Consider the following 12,258-nt stretch of genomic DNA (forward strand, 5'->3'; position numbering starts at 1 on the left):
ATGGATGGGGACTGCTGAATATGCACTTGAATTCGTGCATATTCCTTGAGGAGGCGCGGATATTATGCAGAACGGCGCAGCGCGCAAGAACATTCACTGGGATTTTTCATGCGCCTTGCGTGCGTATTCAGCCGCATGCATGGTGAATGTGAATGAACCTGGACGACGCCATCCTTCAGCTCATCTCCCTCCAGGACGTGCCGGATCAGTTCGTCCTGCAGTCGTTGCTCGAAGAGGCGGGGCACTCGCCCAGCCAGTCCACGCTGTCGCGGCGGCTGAAGAAGCTGAGCGTGCAGAAGGTGAACGGGCGCTACCAGCGCGCCGAGCCGCCGGTGGTGACCGTGCCGCTCGCGCCCAGGGTGTCCATCATCGAAGCGCCGCCCAACATGCTGGTGCTGAAGACTGCGCCCGGCTACGCGCAGATCTTCGGGCTGGCGCTGGACCGCGAGGCGGTGGAGGGTCTGGCGGGCACGGTGGCGGGTGACGACACCATCTTCATCGCGGTGAGGGATCCGTCGTACCTGCGGGACGTGCGCGAGGCGGTGGAGGAGCTCATCCAGCGCGGCCCGTGAACGGGAACCGGCGCACGGACTCCCACGGGCCGCCGAGGTAGCGCCAGAGCAGCAGCGCGGGCGAGTGCGAGTCGAAGGCGGACCAGCCCGCGCCCAGCTCCGCGAGCGCGGCCTTCGCCTCCTCCACGGTGGCCTTGTTCATCAGCGTGACGTGGGGCCGGAAGGGCTGACGGTCCTGCGGCGTGAGCCACTCCACGTAGGCGCGGGAGAGCTCGCGGTGCACGGGCGTGAGGCCGGGGGCTTCCACGTCCACCGCCATGCCGCGTCCCAGGCTCCGCAACTTCGTGAAGCGCAGCGTGGGCGGGGGGCGCTCGGTGACGACCTCGAGCGCTGCCTCCACGGCGTCCTGCTCATGCCCGGGCAGGTGGTGGAAGAGGGACACGTGCGCCGGGATGACGTTGCGCTCGGGTGGGAAGTAGCGGCGGCGCAGGCCGTCCAGGCGCGTGAAGGCTTCTGGCTCCAGCTCAGCGGTGACGAGCAGCGGGGCTTCGGGGAGGGCGGCCATGCGGCGCACACCTTCCGTCCGAAGCCCCAGGGGCACAAGAGGCGCTCAGCCTTGCGACGCGAAGAAGGCCCGCAGCGAGTCGTCGGCCTTCTTGCGGTACTCCGGCAGGCGCGAGCGCTCTGCATCGGCGAGGGCCTTCTTCACGCCCGGCGCGTCGAAGTCGTGGGTGTAGACAGGCGTGCCGGGCTGCTGGCGCCACGAATCGGCGATGCTTCCCGCGTCGATGCCGTCGAAGCCCAGCTCCTCCACGAGCTTGAGCACCTTCGCGCGGTGCTCGGGCGGATCCCCCGCGATGGGCAGCGCCACCCGGCCGGGCGTGCCCTTCGGCAGGCCCTTCTCCAGGAGGCTCTGGAAGAAGATGTTGTTGAAGGCCTTGATGACGGGGCGGCCGATGAGCGAGGCGACCCACTCGCTCTCCACCTTGCCGTTCTCCAGCTCCGGGATGCTGCCGTCGCGCACGGGGTAGTAGTTGCCCGTGTCGATGATCACGACGTCCTTCGGCACGTTCGCGAACAGGCCCTTCGGCAGGTCAGGGATTGCCTTCTGGGGGATGGTCACGACGACGACTTCGCCGGCCTTCGCCGCCTCTTCGACCGTGACGGCCTTCGCGCCCGTCTCCTTCGCGAGGTCGCGCAGGGTGTCCGGTCCGCGTGAGTTCGCGATGGATACTTCATGGCCCAGCTGCGTCCACCGCCGAGCCAGGGTTCCACCGATGAATCCCGCGCCAATGATTCCGATCTTCATGTCGTCCTCGTCCGGAAAGTGAGTCCCACGACTGCAAGCGCCGGTCGGATGCGCGGCCCGCGTGCGTGATTCGCGGTCCTGTTGGATTGCCACCGGACCCGCGTGCGGACGACCTGATGGGTGGACTTCCTGCTCCGGGTGTTCCGGCGTCAACGCTTGGGGCCTGGGTCCGACGCCTTCCTGCCGGACGTGCGAGCGGATGGGGGCCTTCCGCCCCGACCCGGGCATTCGCTAACGTTCCGGTCCGGGCTGGTCCTTGGGAGACCCGCCCTGCTGCCATGGCCCACATTCCATCCGAGCTGGTCGCGGCCTTCCGGGGGACCGCCGCGCGAACCCTGTCCTCCGAGGAGGACACGGCGCTTGCGCCCATCCTGATGGGCATCCTCGAGCGTTGCGAGGCAGCCTGGCCTGGCGTCAGGCTTGCTCCCAAGGCCTTCGTCGCGCATCTGGGGCTGCACACGCCGCCGAGCGAGCCCCTAGCGCAGGCCCTGTCCGCGCTGCATTGCGAGGACCTGTATCTGGCGCTGGCGTCGGTGGAGGGGCAGCGGGCCGCGCTGGATGTGCTGGAGTCCGCAGTACTGGTGCCCGCGGGGCGAGCGGTGCGCCGCGTGGAGGACTCGGACGCCTTCGTGGACGAGGTGCTCCAGCTCACTCGCCTGCGGCTCCTGGTGGAGGAGGGCGGCCGAGCTCCGCGCCTCACGGAGTACGCGGGCCGGGGGCCGTTGAGGCGGTGGGCGGAGGCCGTGGCGCTGGGCATCGCGCTGTCGCTCAAGCGCAAGCCGGACCGGAGCACGCCGCTGGATGACGCACTCATCGCCGCGGACCTGGGCGCGACGGATCCGGAGCTGGAGCACATCCGCCACCGCTACCGTCCCGCCTTCCGCGCCGCCTTCACGGAGGCCCTGGCCGCGCTCGCGCCGCGCGACCGCAACCTGCTGCGCATGGGGTTGGTGCAGGGCCTGGGCGTGGAGTCGCTGGGGGCTCTGCACCAGGTGCATGCGTCCACGGTGTCGCGGTGGATGGCGAAGGCGCGCGACGCGCTCCTGGAGCACACCCGGCAGGGCCTGGCCCGGCGGCTCGCGCTCAACACCTCCCAACTGGACAGCCTGCTGCGCGTGCTCGACGGCAGTCTGGAGATCAGCCTCGCATCCCTCCTGAAGGAAGGGTGATTCCCTCCATGCCCGAGTCCACCGCCCACCTCGACGAGGTCGAGCTGCTCGACCTCGCGGACGGCATTCCGTCCCAGTCCCTGCGCGAGCGCGCCGAAGGCCACCTGGACACCTGCGCGTCCTGCCGTGAGGCCCTGGCGGACTTCCTGCGCGTGCGCGCCGTCCCAGCGCCGGACGTGCACGCCGCGCGCACGGCCGTGGCGGTGTCGGAGCCGTTCACCCGCTCCGTCAAGTCGCGCATCCTCCAGGTCGCGCAGGGGACGCTGCTGGGCCGCTACGTGGTGCTGGAGCGGCTGGGTGCGGGAGGCATGGGCGTTGTCCACGCGGCGTATGATCCAAGCCTCGACCGTCGCATCGGACTGAAGCTCCTGCGCGCGCCGACCTCCGCCAGCGGCTCCCAGGGGGGAACAGAGCGGCTCCTGCGCGAGGCCCAGGCCGCCGCGCGCACGCGCCACCCGCACGTCGTCGCCGTGCACGATGTGGGGACGTTCGGGGACGTCGTCTTCATCGCGATGGAGTTGGTGGATGGCGGCACCGTGCGCCAGCACCTGCTGGAGGCCACCCGACCGTGGCGCGACGTGGTGCGGCTGTACATCCAGGCGGGGAGGGGGCTCGCGGCGGCGCACGCGGCGGGCGTCGTGCACCGGGACTTCAAGCCGGACAACGTGCTCGTGGACAAGGAGGGCCGCGCCCGCGTGACGGACTTCGGGCTGGCCCGCCTGGAGTCCTCCGAAGAAGCAGATGCCACAGCGCTGGGACCCGGCAGGAGCACGTCGCCCAGGAGCGCCCCAGGAGATGCCGCGTCGCCTAAGGGTGCCCCGGACGAGGCCTCGTCGCCGATAGCCATTCCGGGCGAGACCATGTCGCCGAAGGGCACCCCGGGTAACGCCGCGTCTCCGATGGTCGGCCCGGGCAACGCCGCGTCTCCGAAGGGCGCCCCTCTGGTCACCAGCGTCGCGGGCACGCCAGGGTACATCGCGCCGGAGGTGCTCACGGGCTCCCCCGCGGACGCGCGGTCGGATCAGTACGCATTCTGCGTCTCGCTGTACGAAGGGCTGCACGGCCAGAAGCCCTCCTCCACTGAGGCCGGCGGCCTGGCGAACCGGAGCAATGTCCCACGCGCCGTGCACGCGCTCATCGTGCGCGGACTGTCACCGGAGCCCGGGGCCCGCCATCCCTCCATGACGGTCCTGCTCGACGCGCTGGAGCGCGCTGCCTTCCCACGCACCAGCGCGAAGATGGCAGCCGCTGGAGTGGGAGCGGGCCTGCTCGCCATCGCGGCCGCGGTGGTGTTCGCCCGAGGCCCGTCGCCCTGCGCGGATGACCCCACGCGGCTCCAGGGCATCTGGGACGCGGACCGCAAGGCGGCGCTGCTCAAGGCCTTCCAGGCCACGCGCGCACCGGACGCCATTGCCGCCTACGAGGCCACCGCCCGGACGCTGGATGCCTATGCCTCCGGTTGGAATGACAGCCGCCGCGACGCGTGCCTGGCCACGCACGAACACGGCACGCAGTCCACCGCGGTGCTGGACCTGCGGACCCACTGCCTGGAGCGACGCCGCCGGGAGCTGACCGCGCTCACGGAGGTGCTCTTCTCCGCGGACCGCGTGGGCGTCGCCAGCGCCCCAGAAGCCGCGCAGGCGCTGAGTCCACTTTCACGCTGCGCGGACGTGGAGGCCCTGTCCCAGCCGGTGCCCCCACCGGAGCGGCCGGAGGTCGCCGCTCGCGTGAAGGCCGCCTACGCGAAGCTGGACGACGCGCGGGCCCGCCTGGGCGCGGACCGGTGGCAGGACGCCGTGGACCGCGTCGCCCCCATCGTGAAGGAGGCGGAGACGCTGGGCTACAAGCCGCTGCTGGGTGAGGCCCTGCTCATCGAAGGCGAGGCCCGCGCCTTCCTGCGCGACGAGTCCGCGGAACCCGCGCTGCGCCGCGCGATGCTGGCGTCACTGTCAGGGCGCGACGACCTGCGCGCCGCGGAGGCTGTCGTCTACCAGGTCTTCGTCGACGGCGAGGTGACCCAGCGCCCGGAGCAGGCCAAGGCCCACGCCGACGAGGCCCGGGCGCTCCTGGAGCGGTCCGGCGGCAACCTGGAGCTGGAGTCCCAGTTGCTCGCGTACGAGGGCAACTCGCTGGAGCAGCAGTCGCGCTCGTCGGAGGCGCTGCCCGTGCTTCAGCAGGCGCTGGCGCTCCAGGAGCGATTGCACGGCCGCGACTCGCCACGGCTCGCCCGCGCGCTGCTCACGATGGCCTCCACCCAGCGGTCGATGGGGCGCGCGGAGGAGGCGCTTGCCACCATCCAGCGCGCCAGGAAGGTGTTGGAGGCCGCCTACGGCCCGGACCACCCGAAGGTCGCCATCACGATCAACAACATGGGCGGGACCCTGGTGGAGCTGCGGCGCTACGAGGAGGGGTATGAGGCATTCCTGGAGACCCTGCGCCGCTATGAGCGCATCTACGGCCCCGACCACCAGCCCCAGCGCTACGTCGCCGGCCTGCGGGCGAACCTGAGCGCGGCGGCCTTCCGCATGGGGCGCTACGACGAGGCCGAGCGCCGCATGCTGGAAGCCCGGGTCATCTACAAACAGCTGTTCCCCAAGGGCTCCATCTTCCGGATCCGCTCGGGCACCAACCTGTCCCAGATCCTCATGAACCAGAGCCGGGTGGCGGACGCCCAGGTGCTGCTCCAGGAGATGGAAGAGGAGGTGGCTGCGGCCCGGGCCGATGGCCGCAGCGATCCCATCTTCGCGGCGCCGTCGCGATGCCAGGCGGAAGCCTGGATGCGGCTGGGGCAGTCCGAGCGCGCCGTCGCGGAAGCGAAGCGCAGCGTGGCCATCGTGCGGGAGCTGAAGGGGGAGACCGAGCTGGGAGAATCGCTGCGCGTCCTGTCCGTGACGCTCACCCGGGCGAAGCAGCTCAACGAGGCCCGGGACGTGGCGCGTGAGCTGTTGGCCCTGCACCACAAGCTCGCGGGCGAAGAGACCCGGCCTCCCATGGAGATGGAGGAGATGATGGCCGAGCTGTCCCTGGCGCGCGGTGAGGTGGACGAGGCCCGTAAGTGGGGGGAGCGCTCCCTGGAGGCCTGGAGTCAGACGGCCGCCCCGCCCCTGGAGATGGCCAACATCCGCTTCATCCTGGCCCGCGCGCTGCGCAAGGCCCACCTGGAGCCGGAGCGGGCCCGGGCACTGGCCACCGCCGCCCGCGACGCCGTGCTCCCCACCGCCGAGCCCCGGTTGCTCAAGCTCTCCGAACTGGACGCGTTCCTGCGAGAGCGCTGAGGCGCGCGAGGCTGCTAGGGTGCCGCCCCCTATGCGAATCCTCGTCGGACTGACCTCGTCGGGCTGGACGGAGAAGGCCCGGTGGGCGTTGGACCACCACCGCGTCGCCTACCGCTACCAGGACTATGTCCCCCTCATCCAGGAGCGCTGGCTGCGCAAGCAGGTGGCTCCCGGGGTGAAGCCCTCCGTGCCGTTGCTCGTGGACCCGCCCCAGCCGGCCACGCACGGCTCGTTCGCCATCGCGAAGCACGCGGAGGCGGTGGGGCAGGGCAGCCCGCTCTTCCCGGCCGCGCAGGTGGACACCATCACCGCGTGGAACGACACCAGCGAACACGTGCTGGACCTGGCGCGCGCCTATGCCATGCCGCGCATGCTGACGAACTCCCGCGCCCAGGCGGAGATGCTGCCGAAGTTCGTCCCCGGCTGGCTGCGCCCGGTGTTCGCGCCCTCCGCGCGCCTGGGCATGCGCTTCGTGGTGAAGAAGCACCAGGTGGCGGACACCTCGCCGGAGGCCATCGAGGCCGCCGTCGCCCCCTCCTACGAGAAGCTGCGCGCCGCGCTGGGGGGCAGGCCCTACCTGCTGGACGCGGGCTTCACCTACGCGGACATCACCACCGCGGCGATGCTCGTGCTGCTGGGGCCGCCCGCGGACCGGCACCTGCCCATGGGGGCGGGCACGCGCGAGGTGTGGACCCACTCGGGGCTCGCCGCGCGCTTCCCGGACCTGCTCGCGTGGCGCGACGCGCTCTACGACAAGCACCGCCGCACCTGAAAACACCACGGGCCGCCTCCCGGTGAGGGAAGGCGGCCCGCCGTGAATCACCGGTGCGTGCAGCCGGCTACTCCGCCTGCTTCACGCCCTTCGAGTTGTCCACCAGCACCTTGCCGAAGGTGAGCCCGTCGGGGCCCGCGTCCGCCTGGATGTGCTCGCCCGGCGCGAACTCGCCGTTCAGCACCTTGATGGCGAGCGGATCCAACAGGTACTTCTGCACCGCGCGCTTCAGCGGCCGGGCGCCGTACGTCGGGTCGTAGCCGCGCTCCGCCAGCAGCTCCCGCGCGCCTTCCGTGAGGTCCAGCGTGAGGCGCTTGGCCTGGAGCAGCTTCTGGAGCTTGCCCAGCTGGATGTCCACGATGCGGTAGATGTCCTTCTTGCGCAGCGGCTCGAAGATGACGATTTCGTCCACGCGGTTGAGGAACTCCGGCCGGAAGTGGCTGCGCAGCGCTTCCATCACCTCGCCGCGCGTCTTCTCGTTGAGCGTGTCCGTGCCCGCCATGCCCTCCTGGATGGCCTGCGAGCCGATGTTGGACGTGAGGATGAGCACCGTGTTGCGGAAGTCCACCGTGCGGCCCTGGCTGTCCGTCACCCGGCCCTCGTCGAGGATCTGCAGCAGGATGTTGAACACGTCGTGGTGTGCCTTCTCGATTTCGTCGAAGAGCACCACCGTGTACGGCCTGCGGCGCACGGCCTCCGTCAGCTGGCCGCCCTCCTCGTAGCCCACGTAGCCCGGGGGCGCGCCCACGAGCCGGGACACCGCGTGCTTCTCCATGTACTCGGACATGTCGATGCGGACCATGGCCGTGTCGTCGTCGAAGAGGAACTCCGCCAGCGCCTTCGCCGTCTCCGTCTTGCCCACGCCCGTGGGGCCCAGGAAGATGAACGAACCGATGGGGCGGTTCGGGTCCTGCAGTCCGCTGCGCGCGCGGCGCACGGCGTTGGACACGGCCTCAATCGGGGTGCGCTGGCCAATCACGCGCTCGGCGAGCCGGTCCTCCATCTTGACCAGCTTCTGCATCTCGCCCTCCATCAGCTTGGAGACCGGGATGCCCGTCCACTTGGCTACCACGGAGGCGATGTCCTCGGAGTCCACCTCCTCCTTGAGGAACTTCTGGTTCTTCTGAAGCTCCGCCAGCTTCTCGTTCTGCGCGGTGACTTCCTTCTCCAGCGAAGGGATGACGCCGAACTTCAGCTCCGCCGCGCGGTTCAAGTCGCCCTGGCGCTCCGCCGCGGCCTGGTCGTTGCGCGCCTTCTCCTGCTTCTCCTTGAGCGAGCGCAGGGCCGCGATGGCCTTCTTCTCCGCGTCCCAGTGGGCCTTGAGCGAGTTGAACTTCTCGTTCAGGTTCGCGAGCTCCTTCTCGATGGTGGCCAGGCGCTCACGCGAGTGCGGATCCGTCTCCTTTCGCAGGCCCTCGCGCTCGATTTCCAGCTGCGTCACCTTGCGGCGGATGTCGTCGATCTCCGTGGGCATGGAGTCGATTTCGATGCGCAGGCGGCTGGAGGCCTCGTCGACCAGGTCGATGGCCTTGTCCGGCAGGAAGCGGTCGGAGATGTACCGGTGGCTGAGCGTGGCCGCCGCGACGAGCGCGGAGTCCTGGATGCGCACGCCGTGGTGCACCTCGTAGCGCTCCTTGAGGCCACGCAGGATGCTGATGGTGTCGTGCACCGTGGGCTCGCCCACGAACACCGGCTGGAAGCGGCGCTCCAGCGCGGCGTCCTTTTCAATGTGCTTGCGGTACTCATCCAGCGTCGTCGCGCCAATGCAGTGCAGCTCGCCGCGCGCGAGCGCCGGCTTGAGCATGTTGCCCGCGTCCATGGCGCCTTCGGCCTTCCCGGCGCCCACGAGCGTGTGCATCTCGTCGATGAAGAGGATGATTTCGCCCGCCGCGTCCGAGACCTCCTTGAGGACCGCCTTGAGGCGCTCCTCGAACTCGCCGCGGAACTTGGCGCCGGCCACCATGGAGCCCAGGTCCAGGGTGATGAGGCGCTTGTTCTTCAAGCCCTCCGGCACGTCGCCGTCCACGATGCGGCGCGCGAGCCCTTCCGCGATGGCCGTCTTGCCCACGCCCGGCTCACCGATGAGCACCGGGTTGTTCTTGGTGCGGCGGCTGAGCACTTGGATGCAGCGGCGGATCTCCTCGTCGCGGCCGATGACGGGATCCAGCTTGCCAGCGCGCGCGGCCTCCGTGAGGTCGCGGCCGTACTTCTCCAGCGCCTGGTAGGTGGACTCCGCGTCCGCGCTCGTCACGCGCGAGGAGCCTCGCACTTCCTTCAGGCCCGCCTGCACGCGCTCGCGCGTCACGCCGGAGGACTTCATGGCCTCGCCGACGGCGCCCTTGTCCTGGGTCAGCGCGAGCAGCAGGTGCTCGGACGAGGTGAACTCGTCCTTCAGCGCCTTGGCCTCGTCCTCGGCCTTGTCGAAGGTCTTCATCAGGCGCTGGCTGAGCATGGCGCTCTCGCCGCCCTGGATGCGGGGGAGCTTCTGGAGCGCTTCGCCCAGCCGGCCCGCGAACAGCTTCACGTCCACGCCAATCTTGCGCAGAAGAGGGTCGACGATGCCGTCCTTCTGCCCCAGCAGTGCCGCGGCGAGGTGCTCCGGCTCGTAGTGGGGATTGTCGGCCCGGCGGGCCAGCGACTGACCCTCCTGGATCGCCTCCTGCGCCTTCACCGTGTATTTGTCGAGTCGCATGACCTCAACGTAAGGGCCGGGGACCCCTTGGCAAGGCGACACTGCCCGTATGCCCGGCGATTTCCCTGGAATACTTTGAGCCGCTGGAAGCGGCCGGGTAATCGTGGTGGCGAAGTTGCCAGGGGGTGGGGGGGTCGGTTATAGGCGGCGCCCATCCTCGGGGGCTTCACTCTGGACGCGCACGGCGGCTATCTCGTTCGACTCGACACCTTCTCCGGGTTGGCGCTCGTGCGTCTGGCCCGGGAGGCCCTGTCGATGGACAGCGTCCCGGCCGCCACGGCGCTGCGCGTCACCATCAACCGCCGCCGCAAGGTGGTGCGCCTGGCCTTCCTGGGGCCCTTCTCCCAGGGTCGGCAGGGTGCCCACTGGTACGCGGCGCACCACGCCCTGGCCCGCCTCCTGTCCGCCGCCGCCAACGCCACCGTGCACGCCTACGTGTACGACGCGGACGAGGGCGAGGAAGTCATCGCCTACGGCAACGGCCGCCGGGTGGGTGGGGAGAAGGTGGTGTACGAGGACGCGGAGCTGCCGTGTCCCCTGGAGGAGCTGGACGACGAGGCCTTCGCCCGCCTCCAGTCCCGCTGGCCCATGGGGCACCTGGCGTACGTGTTCGGCCTGACCCGGGACGAGCTCCTGCGCATCCCCCAGGCCCCGCTGGCCCGCGTGCTGCCCCTGGAGGGCACGGCCGCCGGCTCTGAAGCGGACGCGATGGCCGCCCTGGAGGCGCTGCTCCTGGGGCCCGCGCTGCCCCGCGCGGAGACGGACGCGAGCTGAAGCAGCACGGACGGCCTTTTGGCGCCGCGCCGCGTCAGTCCCACCCGGACTTCAGGGGTCTTCGGTCGGCCCGTCGAGCGTGACGATGGCGTCCCGCACGCCCTCGCTGCGGAAGTACTGGGCGAGCAGGGCGAAGCCGCCGGCGACGAGCACCGTGGGGAGCACCGCGCTGAGGGTCATCAGGGACGGGACGAGCGCGTAGAGCTGCTGCGCCGTGGCCGGGTCCTTGAACTCCGGCAGGCCCTTGAGCCCCTCCACCATGGCCTGGCTGGTGTGGCGGGCCACGACGGTCCACTGGGCCCCGTCGATGGTGCGCATCAGCGCGGCGAAGATGCCCGCGCCGCCGAGCAGCTGCCGGAAGCCATCCCGGGGGACGCCGTCGGGGGAGCGCAGCATGCGGCTGGAGGCGAAGAAGAGCAGGGTGCAGGCCACCGTCAGCCCGGTCAGCACCAGGGCGCGCGACTCGCGCATGGGGGAGAGCGCGGACAGCTGCGCCTCCATGATGGCCTGGGTGACGGCGGGGTCCTTGCCCAGCAGGGCAATGGTGGGGGTGTGCTCCCGCTGCGCTTCGCGGTGGGCCTCGAAGTTCATCATGACGGAGGCCTCGCTGCAGGCGAGGAACCCCGTCAGGGTGGAGAGCATCAGGCACAGCCCGGCGGCGATCCGCACGCCCCGGGGCAATCCCCCCGGGCGGGTGACTTCACGAGGCTTCACTTCCGGCTTGCCTCCACGTAGCGCATGCGAAGGTCGGACAGGAGGTTGTCCACCAGCTTCTCCTCCTCTGCGGTGAGGTTGCCGCGCGTCTTCTCGCGGAGCATCGCCAGGAGGTCCAGGTTCTGCCGGGCCGAAGGCAGGTCCTTCTCCAGGCGGCCCGTCTCCGGGTTCGGCGCCCCACCCAGGTGGATGAGGACGGCGGAGCCCAGTCCGACGATGAAGGTGCTGAACGACAGGGACTCCTCGGAGGCGGGGCTCGCATCCCCCGTCATCACGAAGGTCTCACCCCGCTTCTCCGAAGGGCTCATTCGGACGCCTTGTCCTCTTCGCCAGCAGGCTCGTCCGCCTCGTCCGACTCGTCCTCGTCCGACTCGTCCTCGTCCGACTCATCCTCGTCGGAGGCGTCGTCGTCCGTATCCTCGTCGTCGTCCTCGTCATCGAAGTCGTCGTCGATGTCGCCATCCATCAGCGTCTCGATGGGGACGGACTTGTCGGCCACGTCCGGCAGCTCCTCGAGGTGCTTCTTGTACGCGTCCTCGTCCACCTGGCCGCTGCGCTGGTAGCGGTCGGCGGTGCGCTTGTCGAGGTGCTTCGGGTTGATGCCATCAGCCATGATTCAAATCCTCGGAATTGCTTGGAAAACAGCGCGGCACCTTATAGCAGGAGGGGCGCCTGTCAACGCTGGTGTCCCCAGGCCCGGAAACCGATGAACGTCTCGCCCCGCCCCCCGCTTCCCCAAGGCCCGTACCTGCTGTGCGACGACAGCATCCGCCCGGAGTTGCCCCTGGTGGACAAGGCCGGACAGCTGCTTCAGGGCGGTGCCCGGATGCTCCAGCTGCGCATGAAACACACCCCTTCCCGGGAGGCCCTGGCGGCGGCCCGAGCGGTGGTGGCCCTGTGCCGGCGGGCGGGCGCGGTGTGCCTCATCAACGACCGGGTGGACCTGGCGCTCCTGTCGGACGCGCACGGGGTGCACGTGGGGGACGAGGACCTGCCTCCGGAGGCGGCGCGGGAGCTGTTGGGGCCAGGCCGGTACGTGGG

General features: G+C 70.2%; 12 protein-coding genes. 6 read left to right on the plus strand and 6 right to left on the minus strand.

The genetic code is table 11. The features are described 5' to 3' along the window. The first annotated feature begins 152 nt into the window (after nt 1-152). On the plus strand, nt 153-572 hold the full coding sequence (locus tag D7Y15_RS29385) for an arginine repressor (RefSeq protein ID WP_121754625.1): 420 nt from the start codon (nt 153-155) through the stop codon (nt 570-572). Here D7Y15_RS29385 and D7Y15_RS29390 read toward each other — a convergent pair. Together D7Y15_RS29390 and D7Y15_RS29395 are read right to left on the minus strand one after the other, a co-directional pair. Further along, nucleotides 553-1,077 (minus strand): 2'-5' RNA ligase family protein, encoded by a 525-nt coding sequence (locus D7Y15_RS29390; protein WP_120577886.1) that lies wholly within the window; start codon nt 1,075-1,077, stop codon nt 553-555. The genes D7Y15_RS29385 and D7Y15_RS29390 overlap by 20 nt on opposite strands. Nucleotides 1,078-1,122: 45 nt before the next feature. Next, nucleotides 1,123-1,821, minus strand: a complete 699-nt coding sequence (locus D7Y15_RS29395; RefSeq protein WP_121754626.1) for an NADPH-dependent F420 reductase — start codon at nt 1,819-1,821, stop codon at nt 1,123-1,125. A gap of 278 nt (nt 1,822-2,099) precedes the next feature. On the opposite strand from D7Y15_RS29395, the gene D7Y15_RS29400 reads away from it, so the two are divergent. From D7Y15_RS29400 to D7Y15_RS29410, 3 genes are read left to right on the plus strand one after another with little or no spacing between them, the layout of a single operon-like run. Then, nucleotides 2,100-2,990, plus strand: coding sequence for a hypothetical protein (locus D7Y15_RS29400; RefSeq protein WP_158629131.1), 891 nt, complete (start codon nt 2,100-2,102; stop codon nt 2,988-2,990). Between the two features lie 8 nt (nt 2,991-2,998). Continuing rightward, a complete protein-coding gene (locus D7Y15_RS29405; protein WP_148712897.1) occupies nt 2,999-6,265 on the plus strand; it encodes a serine/threonine-protein kinase in 3,267 nt (1,088 codons plus the stop codon). A gap of 31 nt (nt 6,266-6,296) precedes the next feature. Then, the gene (locus D7Y15_RS29410; RefSeq protein ID WP_121754629.1) at nt 6,297-7,037 is read left to right on the plus strand and encodes a glutathione S-transferase C-terminal domain-containing protein; all 741 of its coding nucleotides are present in this window, start codon (nt 6,297-6,299) and stop codon (nt 7,035-7,037) included. A gap of 67 nt (nt 7,038-7,104) precedes the next feature. Here the strand turns inward: D7Y15_RS29410 and clpB are convergent, their stop codons facing one another. Next, a complete protein-coding gene (clpB, locus tag D7Y15_RS29415; protein WP_121754630.1) occupies nt 7,105-9,729 on the minus strand; it encodes an ATP-dependent chaperone ClpB in 2,625 nt (874 codons plus the stop codon). 255 nt (nt 9,730-9,984) lie between these two features. On the opposite strand from clpB, the gene D7Y15_RS29420 reads away from it, so the two are divergent. After that, nucleotides 9,985-10,503, plus strand: a complete 519-nt coding sequence (locus tag D7Y15_RS29420; protein ID WP_172811590.1) for a hypothetical protein — start codon at nt 9,985-9,987, stop codon at nt 10,501-10,503. Between the two features lie 51 nt (nt 10,504-10,554). Here D7Y15_RS29420 and D7Y15_RS29425 read toward each other — a convergent pair whose 3' ends face one another. Genes D7Y15_RS29425 through D7Y15_RS29440 form a run of 3 tightly spaced genes read right to left on the minus strand, consistent with a single transcriptional unit; the run spans nt 10,555 to nt 11,830 of the window. Next, the gene (locus D7Y15_RS29425) at nt 10,555-11,217 is read right to left on the minus strand and encodes a hypothetical protein (RefSeq protein ID WP_172815276.1); all 663 of its coding nucleotides are present in this window, start codon (nt 11,215-11,217) and stop codon (nt 10,555-10,557) included. Further along, on the minus strand, nt 11,214-11,525 hold the full coding sequence (locus D7Y15_RS29430) for a DUF1844 domain-containing protein (RefSeq protein ID WP_120581667.1): 312 nt from the start codon (nt 11,523-11,525) through the stop codon (nt 11,214-11,216). The genes D7Y15_RS29425 and D7Y15_RS29430 overlap by 4 nt, the downstream gene beginning before the upstream one ends. Then, nucleotides 11,522-11,830 carry a hypothetical protein gene (locus tag D7Y15_RS29440; RefSeq protein ID WP_199733990.1) on the minus strand — a complete coding sequence of 103 codons (309 nt, stop codon included), beginning with the start codon at nt 11,828-11,830 and terminating at the stop codon, nt 11,522-11,524. The genes D7Y15_RS29430 and D7Y15_RS29440 overlap by 4 nt, the downstream gene beginning before the upstream one ends. Before the next feature lie 93 nt (nt 11,831-11,923). On the opposite strand from D7Y15_RS29440, the gene D7Y15_RS29445 reads away from it, so the two are divergent. Further along, nucleotides 11,924-12,258, plus strand: a 335-nt coding sequence (locus D7Y15_RS29445) for a thiamine phosphate synthase (RefSeq protein WP_199745993.1), incomplete at its 3' end; no start/stop codon positions are given.

Source organism: Corallococcus sp. AB030 (assembly GCF_003668965.1).
Classification (GTDB): domain Bacteria; phylum Myxococcota; class Myxococcia; order Myxococcales; family Myxococcaceae; genus Corallococcus; species Corallococcus exiguus.

Bases quoted from the DNA above. Each gene is read 5' to 3' on its own strand.
- D7Y15_RS29385 (WP_121754625.1), top strand. From the start codon at position 153: ATGAACCTGGACGACGCCATCCTTCAGCTCATCTCCCTCCAGGACGTG.
- D7Y15_RS29390 (WP_120577886.1), bottom strand. From the start codon at position 1,077: ATGGCCGCCCTCCCCGAAGCCCCGCTGCTCGTCACCGCTGAGCTGGAG.
- D7Y15_RS29395 (WP_121754626.1), bottom strand. From the start codon at position 1,821: ATGAAGATCGGAATCATTGGCGCGGGATTCATCGGTGGAACCCTGGCT.
- D7Y15_RS29400 (WP_158629131.1), top strand. From the start codon at position 2,100: ATGGCCCACATTCCATCCGAGCTGGTCGCGGCCTTCCGGGGGACCGCC.
- D7Y15_RS29405 (WP_148712897.1), top strand. From the start codon at position 2,999: ATGCCCGAGTCCACCGCCCACCTCGACGAGGTCGAGCTGCTCGACCTC.
- D7Y15_RS29410 (WP_121754629.1), top strand. From the start codon at position 6,297: ATGCGAATCCTCGTCGGACTGACCTCGTCGGGCTGGACGGAGAAGGCC.
- clpB (WP_121754630.1), bottom strand. From the start codon at position 9,729: ATGCGACTCGACAAATACACGGTGAAGGCGCAGGAGGCGATCCAGGAG.
- D7Y15_RS29420 (WP_172811590.1), top strand. From the start codon at position 9,985: ATGGACAGCGTCCCGGCCGCCACGGCGCTGCGCGTCACCATCAACCGC.
- D7Y15_RS29430 (WP_120581667.1), bottom strand. From the start codon at position 11,525: ATGAGCCCTTCGGAGAAGCGGGGTGAGACCTTCGTGATGACGGGGGAT.
- D7Y15_RS29440 (WP_199733990.1), bottom strand. From the start codon at position 11,830: ATGGCTGATGGCATCAACCCGAAGCACCTCGACAAGCGCACCGCCGAC.